The 22,941-nt window shown below is 39.7% G+C and carries 13 protein-coding genes; 4 read left to right on the forward strand and 9 right to left on the reverse strand.

The genetic code is table 11. The features are described 5' to 3' along the window. Positions 1-190: 190 nt before the first annotated feature. The 4 genes from H6G77_RS03185 to H6G77_RS03200 form a co-directional block, all read right to left on the reverse strand. Positions 191-1,618, reverse strand: coding sequence for an AAA-like domain-containing protein (locus tag H6G77_RS03185; RefSeq protein WP_396020663.1), 1,428 nt, complete (start codon positions 1,616-1,618; stop codon positions 191-193). 457 nt (positions 1,619-2,075) lie between these two features. Beyond that, positions 2,076-2,480: a response regulator gene (locus tag H6G77_RS03190; protein ID WP_190670938.1), complete on the reverse strand. Its 405-nt coding sequence runs from the start codon at positions 2,478-2,480 to the stop codon at positions 2,076-2,078. A 226-nt stretch (positions 2,481-2,706) separates the two neighbouring features. After that, complete coding sequence (locus H6G77_RS03195) at positions 2,707-3,078, reverse strand: response regulator (protein WP_190591764.1); 372 nt, start codon at positions 3,076-3,078, stop codon at positions 2,707-2,709. A 174-nt stretch (positions 3,079-3,252) separates the two neighbouring features. Then, the gene (locus H6G77_RS03200; RefSeq protein ID WP_190870811.1) at positions 3,253-5,076 is read right to left on the reverse strand and encodes a response regulator; all 1,824 of its coding nucleotides are present in this window, start codon (positions 5,074-5,076) and stop codon (positions 3,253-3,255) included. Positions 5,077-5,850: 774 nt separating this feature from the next. On the opposite strand from H6G77_RS03200, the gene H6G77_RS03205 reads away from it, so the two are divergent. The 3 genes from H6G77_RS03205 to H6G77_RS03215 all read left to right on the forward strand — a co-directional run bounded on the left by H6G77_RS03205 (position 5,851) and on the right by H6G77_RS03215 (position 9,876). After that, positions 5,851-6,339: a hypothetical protein gene (locus H6G77_RS03205; RefSeq protein ID WP_190870812.1), complete on the forward strand. Its 489-nt coding sequence runs from the start codon at positions 5,851-5,853 to the stop codon at positions 6,337-6,339. Positions 6,340-6,409: 70 nt separating this feature from the next. Beyond that, positions 6,410-7,237: a P pilus assembly protein, chaperone PapD gene (locus H6G77_RS03210; protein WP_242049133.1), complete on the forward strand. Its 828-nt coding sequence runs from the start codon at positions 6,410-6,412 to the stop codon at positions 7,235-7,237. Next, positions 7,234-9,876 carry a carboxypeptidase-like regulatory domain-containing protein gene (locus H6G77_RS03215; RefSeq protein ID WP_190870813.1) on the forward strand — a complete coding sequence of 881 codons (2,643 nt, stop codon included), beginning with the start codon at positions 7,234-7,236 and terminating at the stop codon, positions 9,874-9,876. Before H6G77_RS03210 ends, H6G77_RS03215 begins: the two co-directional genes overlap by 4 nt. A gap of 31 nt (positions 9,877-9,907) precedes the next feature. Here H6G77_RS03215 and H6G77_RS03220 read toward each other — a convergent pair whose 3' ends face one another. From H6G77_RS03220 to H6G77_RS03240, 5 genes are all read right to left on the reverse strand, one after another. Then, on the reverse strand, positions 9,908-11,002 hold the full coding sequence (locus H6G77_RS03220) for a response regulator (protein WP_190591768.1): 1,095 nt from the start codon (positions 11,000-11,002) through the stop codon (positions 9,908-9,910). A gap of 110 nt (positions 11,003-11,112) precedes the next feature. Then, positions 11,113-11,847, reverse strand: coding sequence for a response regulator transcription factor (locus H6G77_RS03225; protein ID WP_190591769.1), 735 nt, complete (start codon positions 11,845-11,847; stop codon positions 11,113-11,115). A 170-nt stretch (positions 11,848-12,017) separates the two neighbouring features. Continuing rightward, a complete protein-coding gene (locus H6G77_RS03230) occupies positions 12,018-15,218 on the reverse strand; it encodes a PAS domain S-box protein (protein ID WP_190591770.1) in 3,201 nt (1,066 codons plus the stop codon). 120 nt (positions 15,219-15,338) lie between these two features. Beyond that, the gene (locus tag H6G77_RS03235; protein WP_190870814.1) at positions 15,339-15,686 is read right to left on the reverse strand and encodes a hypothetical protein; all 348 of its coding nucleotides are present in this window, start codon (positions 15,684-15,686) and stop codon (positions 15,339-15,341) included. Between the two features lie 87 nt (positions 15,687-15,773). Next, positions 15,774-16,070, reverse strand: coding sequence for a hypothetical protein (locus tag H6G77_RS03240; protein WP_190870815.1), 297 nt, complete (start codon positions 16,068-16,070; stop codon positions 15,774-15,776). Between the two features lie 791 nt (positions 16,071-16,861). Between H6G77_RS03240 and H6G77_RS03245 the strand changes: the two genes are divergently transcribed. Further along, positions 16,862-22,936, forward strand: coding sequence for a PAS domain S-box protein (locus tag H6G77_RS03245; protein WP_190870816.1), 6,075 nt, complete (start codon positions 16,862-16,864; stop codon positions 22,934-22,936). Positions 22,937-22,941: the final 5 nt, after the last annotated feature.

Below are 22,941 nucleotides of genomic sequence, written 5' to 3' on the forward strand. Positions count from 1 at the left end.
AAATATGAGAAATTCTAGTTTTACTTTATAAATCATCTCTGAGTTATTTGAACAATAGAGAAGTTATGTAGGACTCATATTTGATTTGGGAAAAAAATCAGTACACTCAGATCAGGCTTCTTTCCTACTCCCGACTCCCCATTCCCTATTCCCGACCTACACAAATAAATTCAGAAATCAAACCGGATTCCTATACCATTGTTGTATGTAGCTGTTTTTGAAAATAATTACGGTAAAGTTCGCAACGCGGTAGAATGCGATCGCCATCAAAACAAATCAATCCTAAACTTTCCAGTTTATAAGCATCAATAGGGTCAACAGACATGCTTGCCTGTGAGCCAACTAGCTCAGTATATTTTTTAACCAAATTGGGATTACCTTGTAATTTAATCCAGTGTCGCCAGAGGTGATGGCGATAGATCCCTCCGTTGGCGATCGCTTCTGTGATCAAATCTTGTAAAGTAGTAATACCAGAAGCTAGATGATATAAAGCTAGTTGAATTAAAGCTGGATGACCACCAACTAAAGACATCAATTGAGTAGATTCTTGACCAGGACTCCAGTCTAACTCATATCTTCTGGCTAAATCTTCCACCTGGGTTTGAGTAAATTCACTCAGACGTATAGGTAAGCCAATATTAAATGGAGAACGATTAATATCTAGAGAAACATATTGTTCTGTAGAATATACCACTACTAATCTCAGTTTTTGCCAAGTTTGATTTTGACGTGCTTCCTCACACCAAGAACGCAACAAAGCAAAAAATTCTTGAGCTATGTGGGGATAATCAAAAAACCGATCCACATCACTCAATACCAATACTATGGGGTTATCACTTTGTTGCAGAATATACTTTTGTAAGTAGAAACTACAGCTTAATTTATAACCAACCTCTTCATCCCATTCATCATCCAAGTTAGGCTCAATTTCTAATTGTTGGGCAATTTCCCAGCAAAGACAACGCAAAAGCTTATTTAAATCAGTCAAACAATGGTTATCTATTTGATGACAATTAACATTAACAGTCCGATATTTTTTGAGATTTGCAAAAGCTAAAAGACGTAATACTAAAGAACTTTTACCCATCTGTCTCGGAGCGCGAATCCGAATCAAACAACCTGGGCGAGTAATTTCTCGACAAACTATTTCTTCTATTGGTGGACGTTCAATATATAAGGGAGAATCTAAAGCTACAGGGCCATTGGGATATAACCAATACTGTTCTTGGTGATGAGAAAATTGAGCAAAATTATCTGTTTGCAAGGATGAATATTTTGATAGAAAACTGAATATTCCTGTTTCTTCTGCGTCATTTAAAATAGTGTAATCTTCTTTTTGTAGTTTTAAATTAAATGCACTAAAGCATAATTTGAGAGTTTTTTGATCTACACCTTTACTCAAAGACCATAATCGGCTTAAAGTTTTTGTAGAAATATTTACCTGTCTGCTCAGTTCCTCTAAAGTTAAACGATATCCCTGATTTTTAAGAATTTCCCAAGATATAATTGCTTCTTGTAAACGTTGTATACCTGTGGAAGTGAGTATAACACCTCTCCTTCTCTTAGTTTTATGTTGCTGTAAATTCATGGTTTTTGGAGCAAAATTTTTGGCGTACATAAAATCTAATGGATAAATTGTGATGGTTTATCTATGCCGAGAATTAGAGGGAAACTAGTATGTATTTTGCTCTACTTGCTTTAAGTGTCAAGAGTTATAGGAATCCGGTTTGATTTCTGAATTTATTTGTGTAGGTCGGGAATAGGGAATGGGGAGTCGGGAGTAGGAAAGAAGCCTGATCTGAGTGTACTGATTTTTTTCCCAAATCAAAGATGAGTCCTATATTTAGCAAAGTAATTGTGATTTAGTTCACAGTATCTGATACCAATTTTATGTAAATCTGCACAGTATTTTACCCCTCCCTAACCCTCCCCTTTATAAGGGGAGGGAACTAGATTGTCTTATTTCCCCCCTTTCCAAGGGGGGAATAAGGGGGGTAATTGATTTTTATATGCGTCTTCATATTAAATTGGTATGAGATGGCAAAACATGATATTGTTTGTGGCTTATTTATTATTTAAAGAACAGATTCACATTCAGGTTTTACACTCCAGCCTAAAGCGCAAATAATTTGCTCAGGTAAAGTTAAGGGGTTAAAAGGTTTAGCAATTGCTTTCACCACACCAAGTTGCTGGAGTTGTTGTGAAGTAAACCAATCAGCAATTACACTCAAAAAAATTATTGGAATTAATTTAGTTGAATGTCTTTCGTGAAATCTATGCAAAAATGTCGTAACGTCCATACCGGGCATAACAACATCCAGCAGGATAGCATCAGGAGATTCTACCTCTAGGTGTTGAAGGGCGGCTTGGGCGGAAGCAGCAGTTATAACTTTCCATCCCACCAAATCGTGTAAACAAATTTGTACCAGTTCTCGAATAGTCGGTTCATCATCAATTAACAATATTGTCTTGATGGTCATGTAAAAAACGCTGGATGAATAGTGATGAACTCAGCTTAAATCAAGAAAATAAGAAACTGATAAGGGTGTTCAATGATCATTTGTTATTGGTCATGATTATCTACCTCCAGGGGTGTGGGAAGGGTGGGAGGATGGTGAAGAAATCTTTCCCCCCACACTCCCCACACTCCCCACACTCCCCATACGTGAGAAATTCGTTATCTACTCCCAACTCCCCTAATTAGGCTTACCAAGCAAGGATTTGAGCTATTTGTTCACAAATCAGAACGGGGTTAAATGGTTTATTGATGATGCCTTCTATATCTAATTGAGCAAAACGCTTGTAGTCGTCTGGTAAGACTTTGGCGGTGAGTAGAATTATGGGAATTGTTTGGGTTTTAGGGTTGGCTTTGATTTGCTCGTAAAATTGAAACCCATCCATATCAGGCATAGACACATCTAGGAGAATAGCATCTAAAATCTGCTCTTGGACTTGTAAAAGTCCTTCATGGCCTGATTGGGCGGGTATTGTTTCCCAGCCACCTAAATCTTCTAAGCATGTGCAGGCTAAATCTCGAAGTGATTCTTCATCATCGATGACAAGAATGCGTTTGCTCATGGTTCTGTTAATGCTACTGACAAAATTGTGGAAGTGCGATCGCTTGGGTGGTAAGGTAATTAATACAGCAGACTCGATGTTGATGAATGATTGAAAAAAGTAACGAGTAAAAAATTTACTTATTACTCATTACTCATTACTTAATACTCAGAGTACTGTATGAGTGTGGTCTTATTAAGTCAAGAGTTGTTGCTGTACACGATAGCGATCAATTCGGCTCATAACACGATGGATTAAATCTGTCCCCACCACAGGTTTCCCAATAAAATCATCGGCTCCTGCTGCTAATACTTGTTGAACAGATTTCATATCTTTATGGGCAGTTACTACTAAAATTGGTAAATTTCTCCAATGAGGATCTTGTCTCACCACCCGACACAAGTCTACACCACTATATGTCGGCATTTCTAAATCAATCATTAATAAATCAGGTTGAGTTTCAACCAGTGCTTCCCAAAATTTTTGCGGATTTTGCAATGTCTTGACTTGTAATCCCCAAGATAGCAGTATGTTGCTCAATATCTCCAGCATCATCGGATCATCGTCTAAAATCATCACCTTCGCTGGATGAGCCGGAGTTTTGGGTAAAACTTGGGTGATTACCTGAAAAACTTCCCTAGTGTTGGGGTTAGAGAGAAATCCTTGGACACCAGCACGAGCCACCGCAACTCGCTGCGTTAAATTTTCCTGCTCGGCGATGACAAAAATTGGGATTTTGGGAAACTGTTGTTTGAGTTTATTCAGCAGTTGTAAACTCTTTGGCATTGATGCTTGCTCATTTAAATAAAGCAAAATCACCTTGGGCAGTTGTGAAACTTGATGTTGAATACTCTCCCAATTCATCGCTACTTCTATCTGCATTCCCCAATTCACAGCTTCCGTTTTGAGTTGGTGATTAAAAGATTGATCATTGATAGCCAGCACGAGAGGAAGTTGGATATTGACAAATTGCTCAAAGGTGCTGGATGTGGGTGGTTGAGTGAGTGTTTCTTGGATTTGAGTAATTAATTGCGATAGTTTCACTGCATCCTGTGAGGTGAGATTTTTATCCTGAATCAGCAAATGTTCAATAGACTGAGCTAACTTTGAGCCTGTGCTGTAACCAAACGAGCCTAATGTTCCGGCTAGTTTATGTGCTTCTTGACTGGTTTGCTGTCGTAGTTTAGATGATAGTTGTCCTTGCTGTAAGGCTTGTGCAGCTTGTTCTAGCAAACTTACTCGTTGGTGAAATGTATCTTTGTAGCGTTCTAGAGTTTTCTTGATAGAAGCGATCGCAGTTTGCCGTTTTGCTGTTATTGTGATGTCTGTCTGCTGAGTTTGTGGCACAGTCTTCAGCCGATAACCCAAACCATAAACTGTCTCTAATAATTCCGCAGACATTCCTGCTGTTTTCAGCTTGTGTCGCAAGTCTTTAATCAAATTAGTCACAGCGCCTTCACTAGGTGACGTATCGATTGACCAAAGACGGTCAATAATTTCACTGCGACTAAATACGCGCTGTGGATGACGCAAAAACAGCCCTAGCAAACTATATTCCTTGGGACTTAAAGATATAACTTTATCTTGGTATGTCACTTCTGCTGAGACGGTATTAATGCAGAGATTTTCCCAACGCAGCAGACTTGGTGTTAGTTCTGTCTGTCCACGCCGCAGCAATGCTCTTATCCTGGCTAATAATTCTGAAATATCGTAAGGTTTTGTGACGTAATCATCTGCACCTGCATCCAATCCTGTAACCACATCATGACTGTGGTCTTTCGCTGTAAGCAACAAAATCGGCTTCTGCACCCCCTGAGCGCGGAGTTGACGACAAAGATTAATTCCATCGAGTTTGGGTATCAGCAAATCTAACAATATCAAGTCAAAATTAGACAAGCTTGCTAAAGCCAATCCATTTTGACCATCGGTTGCTAATTCAACTGTATAATACTCCGCCTTGAGAACATCACTCAGTACGGATGCAGTTGGTAAATCATCTTCTACCAGCAGAATTTTCACAACTTCTACGATTTCCTAACCAATGAGCCACCCTACTCAGCACAGCCAAAAAAATCTTAATTTCTGAAAATTAAGCTCATAAGGCGAAATCGCCTCAGATGGTTTTAGCTATGACTTTATTTAGCAGACACTTTTTAAGATACATCTGTTTGCTTGATAGAGCAAGCATAAATTATGCCTGATCGCCAGTGGGACTTACGCAAAAACTTTGTCTGTTAAGAATGGGTGTAAAGATAAGTAGTTAGTGCTGCAACTACGGATACCTTTAAAAGTATACAGACAAATATACGCAAGTTGATCTGCAAAGCATCTGGGATACTGCCTGTAGCATTTTTGCTTTAACCTGCTGACTCTGCGGATTGAATAATCAGGCTTTACTCAACAAAACTTTATACTCCCTTGTCTCCTTATCCCCCTACATACATACATAAACCCTGATAGGAAAGTTGAGGATTCAGAACAAACACTTACTTCTGTACTGGAAGTTTTGTCGTAGTCTTACTTGGATAGCATCTATTGAAATTTTGGTAATTTTTCGCTTATTCATAGTTGATGAAATTGTTAAATTAACAATATCGAAAGCAACAAAATTGAAGAAGAAACACCTAAAGAACTTCTACTATTGTTTGCTTTTCAAATCACTGAGTATCAGTCATTGGTTTGATGTTTGGTTGAGCATTTCAGCTAATTAATATTAGCTAAATGCCAGCCTTTGGAACATTAAATTCTTTGATAAATCAATTCCATTAACTTATTGAATAGGGGGGATTTACTATGGTTCGTCGTTTTTTAGTTACTGCTGCTTTATTGGTTACAGGTACTTTATTGGCTGCTCCCAGAGCCTTTGCTGAAACTCAAAATGTTTCTGCAAGCGGTACTATTGCTCCAACTTGTGTTTTTGGAAGTGCTACCGCAGGTACTTTAGGAGTTGCAGGTGCTAACTCAACTTCTATTAGTACAGCCAATGGTAGTACTGGTTCAACCAGTGTTACTTGTAACTATGCTGCCAAATTGAGTATCTCTGCACCAACTCAAAGTGGTAGTGATACTGTTGCTTTAGGTAGTGCCACAAAGACTAGTACATTAACAGCAACTAGTACATCTTTAACTTCAAGTAACACCACGACAAATGCTGGTACTCCTGTGACTTTAGCGACTGGTGAAGCCACAAATATTTCAATTGGGATGAATGTCAGTAATGGTTCGACTATTATTCCAGCCAGTACATACAATTACACTGTTACTTTAACAGTTGCACCATAAGTAATTCTGAACTTGATGTAGGGGGGTTAATGGCTCCTAAAAACTTTTTTAGGAGCTTTAATTTTTGAAAATGATTACCAAAAATTTATTTATTAAATCAACTTTAAAACTAGCAAGTTGGAGTTTACTAGCAACTTTGTTAGCGAATATTCCTGCACATTCACAAGTCAATCTTTCACCAATGATTGTTGAGTTGCAGGCTAATCGTGGTCAAGCCCAAGCTAGTATTAATGTTAGTAATACAAGTGATCAGCCCTTTCGCGCTCGTGTCTATGCTCAACCTTTTACCTATGACCGCGTGACGGGATTTACAACTTTAACTTCTAGTCCCAATGACCTGAATCCATATCTGCAATTCTCACCGCGAGAGTTAGTCATCCCTCCAGGAGTCACCAGAAAAGTGCGTTTGATAACTCGCTTTCCGCCTAATTTCCCTGAAGGAGAATATCGGGCGGTAATTTTTACTGAAAAATTGGACGAGGTGAAAGATAACAGTGGTAATAAAGTTAATATTGCCACAAGAATAGGCGCAACCATTTATGTCCACCAAGGCAATTTATCTCCCAATTTAGTAGTTGATAGTGCCGTTTGGAATCCAGAACAGCAGCAAATTCAATTATTAATTAAAAATTCCGGTAAAGTCTCTGCTAAAACAACAGTTAAATGGACTTTACAGCAAGATAACAAGGTAATTAAACAAGGTAGGGCAGAGTCTAATTATATTATTGCTGAAAGCGATCGCTACATTCCCATCAATTATCTCCAGCCAGGAAAAACAGCCTTAGCATCTGGTCAATATCAGCTAACAGGTGAATTACTCTGGGGTGACAAGCAACAAAATCAGCAGAAATTCAATGTCAATTTCATAATTCCTGTGCATACCGTTTCTGGTAAATGAATCAATTTCCCTGGGTGCTAGTATTTTTTACTTTTTATCTACTACCAATCACTTCTTGTCAAGTATTTGCGGCAGATTCTCACTCAAGTTTATTCCGCCAAAACACACAATCCTCTGCACCACAAATCGGGGTAACAGAGGAATTTTCTATTTTTCCCGTAGGAATCAATGTCGGTAAACAAAATGTACTTCCCAGTGTATTTGTCCGTGGTCAAGAAAACGGCACAGCAGCCGTTAACTTAGAACACTGGTTGATTTCCTATGATGCGGTGATTCAAGCTCTCAAATTATCTGTGACATCTTTAGGCGATGGTCAGATAGAAGTGCGTTCTCCTGGGTTCGTAATTCGCCTTGACTCCCAGCAATTAATTCATGATCCAGAATTAGGTGTAGTATTTTCGATTCAACAATTACAAACTTTGTTTGGGGTGACAGCAGAGTTTGATATTAATGATTATGCCATTATCTTAAATCCGTCTTGGTTAAACCAAACAGTATCTTCTGTTGAGCAAAAAAATGTAATTCCTCTGCAACTAGCTGGATTACCAACTGTTAAAGCTCCGCAACAAAGTATTACAGCTATTGAGCAAAGAGTCAATACCAGTGGTTCAGGTACTTCAACGCCTACTTTTGTAGGAGAAACTATAGCTGTTGGTAGTATTTTTAATGGTAGTTTCTTTCTGCGTGGGCAGCAAAAAGACTTAACAGACTCCCAGACTTGGAATTTAGCTGAAGCTCAATATTTAAGAGAAACAGATAACGCTGATTATATTGTTGGTTCTCAGCCAACTTTTTGGCGTAGTCACAGCAGCAAACAATATTGGGGTTTGACTACGATTCAAAGACAGGGATTCAAAGCATTAATCCCCCAAGAAGGTGGTAGTTTTAGCCCCACTCAACGTTTACAAGCTGAAAAAATTAGCCGCACAATTGTTGGTGAAGCTGCACCGGGAACATTAGTTAGGTTAATGCAAGGTTTAGGCGATCGCCCAATCGCCGAAATTTTAGTAGATTCTGCGGGGATATACCGCTTTGAAAATTTAACTAGTGGACAATTATCAGCAGGTAACTATCGTGTCTTTCTGTATCCCGAAGGAAGACTAACAGCACAACCAGAAATTCGCGCTGCAACTTTCTCCAATATTCCCGGACAAATTCCCCCAGGTGCATCAGCAACAATTGTTTCCGGTGGCTGGCGACGAAAATTATCTGGCGAACCAAGTCAAAATTTTTTTGGAGATTTGCAGGAATTTCAAGGGGGAATCGCCCGTAGGTGGGGTGTGTCAGAAAATTTAACATTAGGCGCTGGCTTGATCTACGATCAAAATCTTCAAGCATTAGGAGAAATATTTTTTCGACCAGATAATTTTCCTCTAGAAGTGGCGGCTTCCGTACTTTCAGGCGATCAAGATGGTAAGTGGGATCTTGATGCGAATGCGCGTTTCTTTCCCACTCAGAATTTAACTGTCAAATTGAATACTGATAAATTTTCCAGCCGATTGAATTTGGATTGGCGCTTTTCGCCTCATTTAACTTTGTTGGGTAACTATGACAGTCGTCATGGTTGGGAAACTGGTGTGCAAACATCATTTAGTTTTGGAGAATGGTTTTCTTTAGGTCGTTTGAGCTTGGATGCAGAAAACCATTGCCATTGGAGCCTTGATCAACGTTTAGGGTTATTATCTTTGAGTCATCAAGGCAATGAAATTGCTACCAGATCCCAACTAAATTACAACTTATCTGGTGATACGGTTTTACAAAGTGGACATTCTCTCAGACTGGGTTATGAAACACGCAACTTAAATCACTTTGATAACTTAGCAACTTTAGCTTGGCGTTATCGTACACCAGAACGAACTGCTGATGGTAGAAATCTTTGGGATGTGGAATTGGGATATGGTATTGGTTCTCGTCATTCAGGGTTAATCGTCACTTTGCAAACTGCGGTGATTCCAGGGCTATTAGTGCGAGGAAGATATGAAGGCGGTTCCATTAGTTCTGATCAAACTTCTTACAGTTTAGAGATTGTCTCTAGTCTGAATTTTCATAAGGGGATATTTCCTGGCGATCGCCAATCAGATCGATTGCGTTCTGTGGGAGGATTATTGATCCAACCATTTTTTGACAAAAATAATAACAACAAACGCGATCGCGGTGAACCAATACATACAGAAAACTCTGATTTACTCTTCATCCTGAATAATTTACCCATCAAATCATTTCGTCCAGATGTTCAAAAAAAACGCATTATAGTCTCGTTAGTACCTGGAACTTATCGTCTGGATATTGATCCTTCAGGATTCCCGATAGATTGGGAAACCGCAGTTGATAGCTATGCAGTTGAAGTCATTGCTGGTAGTTATACTCCTGTGCTTGTACCTTTTCACCTCTGCTATAGTCTCTCTGGAATAGTTACAGATGAATCAGGTACTCCCATTGCAGGTGCGCGTGTCGAAGCAATTGCGCCCCAAACACAACAACGCCGTTTTTCTGTAACTAATGATGCTGGCGTTTACTATTTAGAGCGGTTGCCCCAAGGTACTTATCACATCAAAATTAATGAGCAAGTAGCAAAACCCGATAAATTAATTTTGAATGAATCTTCTCAACACTTCCAAGAATTAAACCTCAAACAGTAGGAGCAGATATTTCTCTGTTCCTACTAACAAGTCATAAACAAGGTAAAGTAACACTAATCTTAGTGCCTTGACCGGGAGTACTATGAATGAAAAATTCACCTTGATACAATTTCACGATATGCTGCACAATCGCTAATCCTAAACCAGAACCTTGTTGTTCATATAACTTGCGATTAAATTGAATTAATGCCCCAATTTTTTCGATTTCTTCAGATGTCATACCTTGACCATGATCAATGACATCTAATTGATATTTATCACCATTTACTTGGCTCAAGACTTGCACTTCATTACTGGGGAGCGAAAATTTCAAAGCATTATCTATTAGTTCTTCAACCAGAATATGCAATTTTTCTTGCGGTAATTTTAGCAGAGATTCGGTTAATCCTAACTTTAAATCTTTTTCTCTACTTGCTGCTTTCACTTTCTGAAAGCAAATCTCACTAATTACTGTTTTACTCAAGCAGTTATCTAATTCTTCTTGAATTTGTCGCACCTTTTCTGGGTTTCTGGCGACTAGTTCCAAATTACTATAGAGTAAAAACCTTTGTGCTAGTCTATGCAACCGATTAGCTGATGTGTAAATCGATTCGACAATTTCAATTTCTTCAGATTCATCAATCATATCTGAATGCTCAATTAACAATTGAGTCATCCCAATAATGCCATTTAAAGGCGTATTAATTTCATGGGGTAATGAGTGGATAATATTCATCCGTAACTCATCTAGCTTGGCTTGCGATTGGCGATCAACCATAGCTTTTTTGTTCAGCCGGACGGCAATTGCATTCAGCAGTTCTTCGGGAGTAAAGGGCTTAGTTAAATAGTCATCAGCACCAAAATCCATTCCTACACGAAAATCTGAACGTTCTGCTTTTGCCGTCACAAATATTAAAGGGATATTAATCGTTGCTTCATTTTGACGCAGCGCCGATAGCACACTATAGCCATCTAACTCAGGCATCATAATGTCGCAGATAATTAAATCGGGTAATTGTGTCTGAGCAATTTCTAATCCTATTTTGCCATTGGGTGCTGCCAAGGTTTCAAAGTTGGAAAATTGTAAAATTTCCAGAATATTTTCTCGAACTTGGGGTTCGTCTTCTATAATCAAAATTGTGTTCATCTAAAGAATTTAAAAAGATAAATTATTGTTTTTGGGAATAGAATGACAACCCTGATAGCCTTAAAAATATATAGGTATTGGAATCAATAATCTCAGGCATCAAATACAATTTATTTACTGTGATGAAGTAAATTAAACTTTTGCAAAATTTTGGCATTTTCTGGAGTTAATAATGCTTGTAAATTTTTCATTTCATTTAAAAGCATTATTTCCCGGTCATACTCTTCTTGTAAAATCTTCAAGTAGCGATCGCGGTCATTATCTGATTGCACCTGCTTGAGCATATGCACCGCCATATTAATATTAGAAAGCGGATTACTTAAATCTTGCAACAGCTTTTCTAAAACATCATTCCGCATATCAGCCAACTGCTTAGTTTCTTCTAACTTTTGCTGGCTAACTTGAATTTCTTGTTTGAGTTTGATATTTTGTTGACGTTCTTTTTCATACTTTTGTTTCATCAAGGTAGGTTTTACTACCCGTGCTAATCTCATCTCAATTGCCTTCAACAGTTCTTCTGGTGAAAAAGGTTTTGTGATGTAATCATCTGCTCCTAATTCCATGCCATAACGTAAATCACTACGCTCAACTTTTGCTGTCAGCAAAATTACCGGGATAGAATCAGTTTCCGGGTCTTCACGTAAGGCTTTAAGTACGCCATAACCATCTAAATCAGGCATCATAATGTCACAACATATCAAATCTGGTTTGTCTGATTTAGCTAGGCTTAATCCATCGATGCCATTATTCGCACTAATAGTCTGAAAATCCGATAAACCTAAAATCTGCTGAATGTTCGAGCAGATTTGAACTTCATCTTCAATCACTAATATTTTTTTGGTCATTAATTTTATTAAAAAATTATCTCAAAAGTTTCCCCATATTCATCTGCACAGAAGAAAGTCTATGAGGAAGTTTGCTAAGTCTAGAAGTTAGCTCACCTAGACTTATTACCACATAGATTCTCTATATTTATATTTCCCAAAAATCAGTGATGAATAACATCAAATAAAATTTAATTTACTGATTTAACCACCAAGGGTAATTCCACTCTAAATGTTGTCCCAAAGCCGACTTGACTGGCGATGGTAATTCTGCCTTGATGTAGGTCTACACACTTATGAACGATTGCCAAACCCAATCCTGTACCGGGGACATTCCCCACATTACTAGCTCGGAAAAATGGCTCAAACAAGTTTTGATGTTCTTCGGGAGAAATGCCAATACCTTCATCTTGAATGAGAAAAACAGCATTTTGATTTTGAATTAATAAATCAATTTGAATACGACTGTTATTTGGTGAGTATTTGACTGCGTTAGAAAGCAAGTTGCTTAAGATTTGTCGCAGGAGTTTTTTATCCATATAAGCCATGACTGACTCACCATCTAGCTGGCTATTTTGAGGCGGATGACAAAAAACTAAATGATGTTCAGGAGAACTCAGTTGAATTTCTTCGACTAAGGTATGACAGAAATTGACTAAATCAAGATAATTTGGCTCAAAAGCTAATTTACCTGCTTCAGCTTTATTAATTAGCAAAATATCATCTAAAAGTTGAGTAGTGTGCTGTACATAGGTTTGAATGCACTGGAGATGTTTTTGTTTTTGTTGTTCCTCCAGTTTATGGCTGAAGCTTTTTAAAATACCAGCCGAAGAAGCAATGACAGCTAAAGGAGTGCGGAACTCATGGGAGGTCATGGAAATAAACCGAGATTTTAACTCGCTGAGTTCTTTTTCTTTGGCTAATGCTTTGCAAATATCTGCTTCTGCTTTTTTGCGATCGCTAATATCCCGACAGACACAAATTAAATCACCTTGTTCGGAAATAGTTAAGGATACTTCCTCAGCAAAATAACTACCATCTTTACGTTTGGCGATCGTCTCCCCTCGCCAATGTTTCTGCTGCATTAAAGTGGGAAAAATTTCGTTTTCAAAACGTTGAACTTCTTGTGGCTCGTAAATTTCTGACCAACTCTTACCAATCAGTTCTTCTGGATTAGTATAGCCAAACATCTCAACATGAGCTTGATTCAGATAAGTGTAGACATTACCACTTAAAATTGCAATTCCATCTATAGCTGCTTCAACTGCGGCAAATTGACGTTTTAAATCTTCTTCGGCTTGTTTTTGATTCCGAATATCTTTCACTATTCCCACCGAATAAAGTGGTTTACCAACCACATCTCGAATTAGAGAAACTGTGAGATTAATCCAAATCGGATGACCATTTTTATGTAAACACCGCTTTTCTATGGAAAATGTTTCTATTTCTCCTGAAATTAATTTTGCTAAGTTTTTTTGATGATGGGCAATATCATCTGCATAAGTCAAATCTTTAAAGGTTTTATTCATCAGTTCTACTTGGCTATAACCCAACAGTTCACATAATTTTTGATTGACCTTGAGTAACTGCCCATCTAAAGTTTCTAGTTTAATTCCTACAGCAGCTTGATTAAAAATAGCTCTGAGTTCAGCTTCACTTTCTTGTAATGCTAAAGTGCGCTGCTCAACCCTAGCTTCTAAATCTCGATTCAGTTGTTGCAGTGCTTCTTGCGCTCGTTGTAAAGCAATTTCTGTTTGCTTGCGATCTGTAATATCGTTGGTAATAATTACTGCACCTGTAACTTGTTGGTTGTGCCAAATGGGGCCAATCTGAGAGTGACAATATTGCAAATTTGTTTGCCTGTCTAAAGCACGAGTTTCGTAGCTGACAACTTCTCCTTGGGCAAAAACCTTCTCTAAAGCAGAACGTTGAATTTCCGAGTCTTCTGGTAATACATAGTCATCAATACTTGTACCTACAACTTCCTCCCAGGATAGATGGGGTGTAGTTTGGTTAATAAAAGAAATTTTCCCTTCAGCATTAACAACTCGTACCATGCTAGGTGTACTTTTCAAGACAGAGCGCAACATGGCTTCTGATTCTGCTAAGGCAATTTCTGCTTGCTTGCGTTCTGTAATGTCAATTCCCACAGCCACCGCCGCCGTGTTTTGTTGATATTTTTGCGCTATGACTAAGTATTTACGTGTGAACCCGTTGATTTGGGTATCGACAACACTAGAATCAGCTACATCTTGTCGATGTAGAAAGTCGTGCATAAACTCTGTAAATTGGGGGCTATTTTGCAGAAAACCCAATTCTTGTCCCACAAAATTATCGGCTGTTAAGTTGAAACTTTCCGCCAAATGACGATTCACCCCTAAATAATAGCCATCCGTACTTACCCAAGATACAAACCCTGGTACTGCATCTAAGACTGTTTGTAATTGTTCTTTGGCTTGTTGCAGTTCTTCTTGGGCTTGGCGACTTTCGGTGATGTCTATCCCTGTACAGACGATATAGTGAATTTGGTCATCATTATTGAGTAAAACTTTATTTGACCAGGAAATTAAGCGGCGATCGCCATCCTGATTAATTAAAATAGCTTCATAACGTTGGGGAAACTCTCTGGTTGCCAAATTTTGAAAGAGATTTTTCAGACATTCTGTGATGTCTGGTAACATCAGCACATTCCAAACAGATTTTCCTTGAGCCGCTTCAAATGCGTAACCTGTAGCTTGTTCGCAAGTCTGATTAAAGCGGACAATTCTTCCTTGACTATCTAAGACAACTACTAAAGCATCTGTCAGATTAAAAATTGTCGAAATAAAATTACGCTCTAAACGCAACTCAGCCTCAATGCGTTGGCGTTCGGCAAGCTTGACTCGCGCATAATTATATAGTCCAGCTTGTTGAATAGTAACTGCCAGTAGACTCGTAGGTGTCACTAATCCAATCAATTCCTCTTGCTCCCCGATAATTGGTAGATGACAAATCCGATGTTTTCTCAGTAAATTTAACGCTGTAAAAACATCTTTAAAATCTTCTATCTTCAGCGTTACTAACTCTGTTGTCATCACTTCAGCAACACTGATACCTTCTAGATTCTTTCTTTCGGCTGCCATTTTAATTAAGTCTCGCTGGGTGAGAATCCCGACTAACTGCGAGTCATCAACCACTAAAACACAACTAGCAACTTGAGATGCAATATTATTAATATCTTTAGTGAAGTTGTTTGATGCAGAATTATTTTTGCTAGGCGCATCCCGAAAATTAGCTTGTGCTTCATTTATGAGAGCAATCACATCCAGAAGCCGCATCTTGGGATGAACCGTTAGCGGCTGACGGACGATAGTCTGGTGTATATTATCGGGGCTGTGATAGTTGAGAAGCATTATATAGATGTCTGGAACAAGATAGATGATGAGATGTCAGGTATCATTAATATTTTTGCTTACAAAAATTTAATACACCTCAGTATTTTCTATGATCAGAATTAATCTTAAACTTGCCAGTCAAGGATGGTAATATATCGACCTTTTTGCAGGGAATAAAGTTGTGGGAATTGATGGCACTACTTCTATCATACAAAGTGTTCCCATCAAGGCTGTAATAATTCTTAAACCAGACTTGGTAACTATTACTTGATTTAGTTGCTGATAAATTGGGTAATTGAGACGTTTTTTAGATTTTTTATCCTTGCCAACCCTGATTGTTAGAGAAAAATGCTGCTTTGGTAAAGGAATAGAGAATTTGATATCCACAGCCGCACAATTACTAAATTTTTGTTGAAATGCTTGTTGAATTGCTATTAATTGTATTTCCGTAAACGTTGCTGCTGTTTGCGGCGGAATACTAGCCAAAAACTGTTTTAGAAAAGCATGATGTTTGTGCGTAGTACTTGTTAAGCTATGGCAATACATATCTCTATGAAGGATTGTGACGGAGGATTAAAACATTAAGCTATGTTCATGATCCCAACATTTATTATCCTGCCAACTTCTGCCAGTATGTCTACAGTCAGACTCATTATTAATCCAAGGAATAGATGTCGGATGAGCCGTAGGTAATGAAAGGGCAGAAGTAATTGCAGGAATAACAGAAGAGAGGATCATCAAGCTAGAAGTTGATAAAATGATGCAGGAACTTACAAAAAACACGATGTTAATAGAATTAGCAAAAGTTTTGGTGTTTTTTGCTGTGTGTAGTGCTTGATGAGAATGACTTGGGATACCTGCGAAAGACATAATTCTACACTCCTTTGGTGATTGTAGCTAAATCTACTTTTCTCAAAGAAACTAACGACAATTACAGAAAATCTATTCTTATGTCTAGCTATTAGCTAGGAGGAGAAAGAGTTGAGAATTGGGAGTTAGTGCCAATTGAGAATTAAAAAACCTCAAGGTAGATGCAGAATTGATTTGAGTTTTTGAATTTAGCTAACTGAAAATTCAAAAGCCCCTGGCAATGACATTAGGAAGTGACTAGCTTCTTTGTCTTTACCATAACTTTATTATTCAAGTTTTTGAGCAAAAAAGAATCGAGGAAAAACAGGAAATTTGTTACTGATGAATTTGAGAGAATTTACTTGTGTATAAATTTGGGATGAGGGCGAGAATACGGAGGTGCTTGACTGGATAATCTGAGGATTTACGCAAAAAAACGAAAAATAAGGTTTTGGAACAGGGTGTGGGGGGTGTGGGAAGTGTGGGGGGTTTGGGGAGTTTGGGGGGAAAGATTTCTTCACCATCCTCCCACCTCCCACCCCCCTTCTCCCTGCGGTTTTGATGATCAGTCTTTTACCGGACATGATATGAGTCCTATCTACGGAAAACTGTACGTGGGTTCTTAAGTATGTTTGCGAAACTGATTGGTGAATAGCACGGAATGAGGATGGGGATACAAAAGTTTATTATGAAGATGAGGTTTTTTGGGAAGTATAAACATAAGAGAGGTATTGCAACTGTTCTACTTCCCTGTTGAGAGTGGACTGGATTAGTCAAGACCTATAATTCTATCGCGTCGGTATCTTTGACTTATGAGCGATCGCTCTGCCCTAACTATCTTCTTAATTGATGATTCTGCTGTAGATCGTTATGTCTATCGTCAGTATTTACAGCACGACAGATTGCAGTCTTATGAAATTTTAGAATTTGAGACGGCAACACAAGCGATGCTCTGGTGTGAGCAACAAACACCAGATGTAATTTTGCTGGATTATTTATTGCCAGATGAAGATGGACTAGAGTTTTTGCAACAGTTGAGACAAAAGCTTCAGAATCGGCAATCTGCTGTGATTATGCTCACAGGGGCTGGCGATGAAATGATCGCCGTTAACGCGATGAAATATGGCGCTCAAGATTACTTGGTGAAAAATCATTTCACGCCCAAAGCCTTACACAATGCCATTCATCATGCAGTAGAACGAATACATCTGACTCGCAAGTTAGAACAAATTCAGGAACAACAACAACTGATTGCCACGATCGCTTTACGCATTCGCCAATCTCTCCAACTCTCAGAAATTCTCAGTACCACAGCCACAGAAGTACGGCAATTTTTACAGGCAGACCGAGTACTGGTTTATCAATTTGAGTCGGATATGAGTGGCAATATTGTAGCCGAGTCAGTGCTACCTGGCTGGACAATCGCTTTAGGAAGGCAAATTCAAGATACCTGCTTTCAACAGGGTGGAGGGCGTGATTATCACCAAGGCACAAAAAGAGCCGTCGATAATATTTATCAAGCCGGTTTAACCAAATGTCATTTACATCTTTTAGAACAATTTGAAGTCAAAGCTTATCTCGTAGTCCCAATTTTGGTCAAAGAGCAATTATGGGGATTATTAATTGCTCAACAATGCAGCAATTTTCGCCACTGGCAAGCGGTAGAGTTGGACTTGTTAGATCAATTAGGGGTGCAAATTGCGATCGCCATTCAACAAGCCAGTGCTTATGAACAATTAAAAACAGAACTAGCAGAACGAAGACGTGCCGAATCAGCCTTAAAAGCCAGTGAAGAGAAACTCAAGCTGACCTTAAATTTTACGGGGATTGGCTATTGGGAGTGGAATCCCATTACTAATCAAATCGTTGCCAGCCAAAACGCTATTCACGGAGTTATCAATAGTATCAATGATTTACTATTGACTTTAGAAGAATGGTTGAGTTATGTACATCCAGAAGATCGGCAATGGGTGGAACAGAAATTGAGACAGGCGATCGCCACCCAAAACGATTATGCTGTGGAATACCGCGTGATTTGGCAAGATAGGAGCATTCACTGGGTATCCGTGAAGGGTAGGGGAATCTATAACAAGACTGGACAACTGCTCAGAATGCTAGGCGTGTTGACAGACATTACTGAACGCAAACACTCAGAAGCAGAACGGCAGCAATCAGAAATGCTGCGAATGGAATTAAATCTCCTAGAACAAATTCTCGAAGTTAGTCTAGCAGGTTATTGGGACTGGGATATTCCCAACAATCAAGAGTACCTCAGCCCCACCTTCAAGCAAATGTTTGGCTACGCAGATCATGAATTGCCCAACACGCCAGAAACATGGCAAAGGCTGATTTTTCCAGAAGATTTAGCCAGTTCCCTAGAAATGTTCCAGCAGCATGTTCAAAGTCATGGCAAAATCCCTTATCACAGTGAGTTACGATATCAACATAAAGATGGTTCTACTGTGTGGGTCATTTGTTCTGGGCGCGTCATTGCCTGGGATCAAGAAGGTAATCCCCTGCGAATGATTGGTTGTCATGTTGACATTACCCAACGTAAACAAATCGAAGCCCAATTAATTGCCGTCAATCGCTTGCAACAAGCCATTTTAGATGGCAGCGACTATGCAATTATTTTCAATAACTGCAATGGTATCCAAACCTTTAACAAAGCTGCTCAAACAATGTTGGGCTACACAGCAGATGAAGTGATCAATCAAATCAAGCCCACTGTGTTTCATGATCCAGAAGAACTCCAACAACGAGCAGTAGAGCTTTCTGCAAAACTAGGGAGAGAAATTGCCCCAGGGACAGAATTTTTTATGACTGTCACTCAAAATGGCAATACCTATGAAAATGAATGGACTTACATTCGCAAAGATGGGACTCGCTTCCCTGTATTTTTGTCAATAAAAACCTTGCTCGATATAGAAGGTAATAACATCGGATTTTTAGGGATTGCCAAAGACATTACCGAGCAGAAACAAATTGAAGCCGCCCTCAAAGAAAGCCAACGTCGTTATGAAACTTTAACAGAAGCTGCGCCAGTGGCAATTTTCCGGCTGGATACCACTGGTCAATGTCTTTACGTGAATGATTACTGGAGCAAGCTCACAGGTAGACCAACATCAGAGGCGATAGCACTGGGTTGGTTAGAAAGTTTACATCCCGAAGACCGCGATTGTTTGTGGATGCAGTTATCCCAGGGACTTTGGCAAATTCGCCAAGAAGGTAGATATTTACATCCAGATGGCAGTATCACTTGGTTTTACTTGCAACTCCTCGCAGAAAGTAATCCTTTCGGCAATATTATTAGTTACATTGGCACTTTTACCGACATCACTGAACGCAAACAAGCAGAAGAAGCACTCAAAGAAAGCGAAAGTCGTTATGCCCATTTAACAGAAGCTGCGCCTGTGGGGATTTTCCGCATGGATGCTGCTGGTCAATGTATTTATGTCAACGATCGCTGGAGCGAAATGACTGGTAGACCAACACAGTCTGCATTAGGTCTGGGGTGGTTAGCAGCAATTCACCCAGAAGACCGCGATCGCTTAAAGCAAGAATGGGAACTTACATTTGATCAGGAAACTGTTGACTTCCGAGAATACTATGAAAGTGAAGGTAGACATCTGCGCCCAGATGGTAGTATTAGCTGGTTTTATGTCCAGGGAGTACCCGAAATTGATAGTAACGGCAGTGTTAGTGGCTACATCGGCACATTAACAGATATTAGCGATCGCCGTCAGGCAGAAGAAGCCCTACAAGATAGTGAACACCGTTATGCTACCCTAGCTAAAGCCGCGCCTGTGGCTATTTTTCGACTAGATGCCGCAGGTAATTGTGTCTACATTAATGATCGCTGGAGTGAAATGACAGGTAGACCCACATCAGCCGGATTAGGAACTGGTTGGTTAGATGCTATACACCCAGAAGATAGCGATCGCATTCTCCAGAAATGGTTTGCGGCAGATTTAGCACCAAACGAACTGTTTGACAACGAAGGTAGACATCTGCTTCCCGATGGTAGTGTGAAGTGGTTTCACTGCTATGTGTTAGCCGAGACTAACGCCAATGGAGAAGTAATTGGTTATATCGGCACACTCACAGATATTACCAGTCGCAAACAAACCGAAGAACAACTGCATCACCTCTCAGAAAGACTGACTTTAGCACTGCAATCAGGGAAATTTGGGATTTGGGAATATGATTTTGCCGAAGCAAAACAAATTTGGGATGACCAAATGTATGAACTGTATGGGTTGAGTCCAGGGGAGTTTAGTGGTACTTATGATGCTTGGTTGAACTTCTTGTACCCAGAAGATTGGGATTATATGTTGGCAAGTATCCAGCAAGCGATTGACGGTAAGCAAGAATATGATGTTGAGTTTCGGATCATTCAACCCAGTGGAGCAATTCGCTTCCTCAAAGGCTATGGTATTCTCAAGCGTGACGCGCAAGGTGAACCTGTACGAGTGATTGGCGTAAACTTTGACATCACCGATCACAAACAAGCAGAACAAGAACTGATTCGCAACCGAGATTTGCGGGAAGCAATTTTTAACGAATCAGCCGATGCAATTTTCTTAGTTGATTGGTCTACTCTACTCACCTTAGATTGTAATCGTCGGGCTGTAGAACTATTTGAAGCAGCAAACAAAACTGAATTAATTAATATTAATGGTCAGGCACTCCAGCGCCAACCATTCACTGCCCAGGAAACCCAGGCAATTATGGCAGAAATGGAGTGTCAAGGAGTCTGGAGCCGCGAAATTGAATATGTAACCTTAAAAGGCAATATTTTTTGGGGAAACACTGCCGCCAAACCAATTACTGTCGCCGGACGTACTATGAATATAGTGCGGATAACTGACATTAGCGATCGCAAACAAGCCCAAGAAGCCCTGGCGAAATATGCCCATGAAGTTGAAGATTTATATAATAATGCTCCTTGTGGCTATCATTCCCTAGATCAAGAAGGTCTGTTTATTAAAGTCAACGAAACAGAATTGCAATGGTTGGGCTACAGTCGTGCAGAAATGATTGGTCAACCATTAGTCAACTTTTTCACCGCCGATAGTCGCTTGGCCTTTGAGCAGAACTATCCTCGCTTCAAACAGCAGGGCTGGGCTAAAGACTTAGAGTATGAAATGGTGTGTAAAGATGGCACAATCTTGCCAGTATTGATTAACGCTACGGCGGTGAAAGATGCTGATGGTAATTATTTATATAACCGCGCCACTTTATTTGATATTAGCGATCGCAAACAAGCCGAAGAAGAACTCCGACAAACCAATAAGCAACTGGTGAACACAAATATCGAACTGGCTCGCGCCACTCGACTCAAAGACGAATTTTTGGCAAACATGAGCCATGAATTACGGACACCACTGAATGCAATTTTAGGGATGTCAGAGGGTTTGCAAGAAAGTGTGTTTGGCTCACTCAATGAACGCCAAGTCAAAGCGATCGCCACCATTGAACGCAGTGGTAGACATTTACTTGAACTCATCAATGACATCCTCGACTTATCAAAAATTGAGTCTGGCAAGCTGGAATTGCAATTAAGTGATGTTTCTGTCAGAAGTTTGTGTGATGCAAGTCTCACCTTTGTCAAACAAATGGCGTTAAAAAAGAATATCCGCCTCAATACTTGTATTGATGGCAACATCGACAGTATCCAAGTAGATGAGCGCCGTCTACGTCAAGTACTGATCAACCTACTAAGCAACGCTGTCAAATTCACCCCAGAAGGAGGTTCTGTCACCATCGAAGTCCGGCAGGAAACAACAGAAATCACTTCAGCCACCAATAATGCCCATCTGTACTTTCATGTGATTGATACGGGTATTGGCATTGCCCCAGAAGAAATCGGTAAATTGTTTCAGCCCTTCGTTCAGCTTGACAGTAGCCTGAACCGCCACTACAATGGCACCGGTTTAGGTTTGGCACTGGTACAGCGCATTGTCAATCTGCATGGGGGAACAGTCTCAGTTAGCAGTAAAGTTGGCGAAGGAAGTTGTTTTACTGTCCGCGTTCCCAGTCATAGCAGTGAGCATATAGTTACAACACCAATCATTACTGCTCCCTTACCCAGCCATAGCTGGCCTGTGGAAAATGCTCAGGTTTTGATTATCGAAGATTCTGTCGCAGCAGCAGATCAAATTACTCGCTACTTCCAGGAAATGGGAATCCAACCCATTACCTATCCTCAAGGCGAAGGAGCCGTAGAAGAAGTGCTACGGGTGCAACCTGCCTTAGTCATTTTGGATTTGCAACTACCTAACCTATCGGGTTGGGATGTGCTTCATCAACTCAAGACTCATCCCCAAACTCAAAATATTCCTGTGATTATCTTTTCTGTCGTTGATGAGCGTCTTAAAGGACTAGCTCAGGGCGCATTTGAATATTTAGTGAAACCGATTACCCGCGAGCAACTCCAGTCTACTATTGGCAAGCTGCGAAATTCTTCGGCTGCGGCAGAGCAGAATCTCAATTTAGCACCTGCGGCAACTTTAGCTAATCCAGTGATTTTGTTAGTAGAAGATAATCAAGCAAATATTGATACGATGTCTGGTTATCTGGCAAGTCGAGGCTATGATTTGATATTTGCCCACAATGGACAACAAGCTATTGATTTGGTGACAATTCATCGCCCAGACTTAATTGTGATGGATATTCAAATGCCGGGAATGGATGGCTTAGAGGCTATGCGTCGCATCCGTGGTGATCAGCAGTTTATGAATATCCCGATGATTGCCCTGACAGCTTTAGCTATGCCGGGCGATCGCGAAACTTGTTTAGCTGCTGGTGCTAACGAATATTTAACCAAACCCGTAAAACTTAAACAACTGGTAGCCACCATTCAAACACTTTTAGGAAGATCGTAAAACTT

This window comes from Aulosira sp. FACHB-615 (assembly GCF_014698045.1).
Taxonomy (GTDB): Bacteria; Cyanobacteriota; Cyanobacteriia; order Cyanobacteriales; family Nostocaceae; genus Nostoc_B.

What these genes read in the sequence shown, in the direction of transcription:
- H6G77_RS03245 (WP_190870816.1), top strand. Translation starts at nt 16,862, where the DNA reads ATGAGCGATCGCTCTGCCCTAACTATCTTCTTAATTGATGATTCTGCT.
- H6G77_RS03195 (WP_190591764.1), bottom strand. Translation starts at nt 3,078, where the DNA reads ATGAGCAAACGCATTCTTGTCATCGATGATGAAGAATCACTTCGAGAT.
- H6G77_RS03215 (WP_190870813.1), top strand. Translation starts at nt 7,234, where the DNA reads ATGAATCAATTTCCCTGGGTGCTAGTATTTTTTACTTTTTATCTACTA.
- H6G77_RS03210 (WP_242049133.1), top strand. Translation starts at nt 6,410, where the DNA reads ATGATTACCAAAAATTTATTTATTAAATCAACTTTAAAACTAGCAAGT.
- H6G77_RS03230 (WP_190591770.1), bottom strand. Translation starts at nt 15,218, where the DNA reads ATGCTTCTCAACTATCACAGCCCCGATAATATACACCAGACTATCGTC.
- H6G77_RS03185 (WP_396020663.1), bottom strand. Translation starts at nt 1,618, where the DNA reads ATGTACGCCAAAAATTTTGCTCCAAAAACCATGAATTTACAGCAACAT.
- H6G77_RS03225 (WP_190591769.1), bottom strand. Translation starts at nt 11,847, where the DNA reads ATGACCAAAAAAATATTAGTGATTGAAGATGAAGTTCAAATCTGCTCG.
- H6G77_RS03190 (WP_190670938.1), bottom strand. Translation starts at nt 2,480, where the DNA reads ATGACCATCAAGACAATATTGTTAATTGATGATGAACCGACTATTCGA.
- H6G77_RS03220 (WP_190591768.1), bottom strand. Translation starts at nt 11,002, where the DNA reads ATGAACACAATTTTGATTATAGAAGACGAACCCCAAGTTCGAGAAAAT.
- H6G77_RS03240 (WP_190870815.1), bottom strand. Translation starts at nt 16,070, where the DNA reads ATGTCTTTCGCAGGTATCCCAAGTCATTCTCATCAAGCACTACACACA.
- H6G77_RS03205 (WP_190870812.1), top strand. Translation starts at nt 5,851, where the DNA reads ATGGTTCGTCGTTTTTTAGTTACTGCTGCTTTATTGGTTACAGGTACT.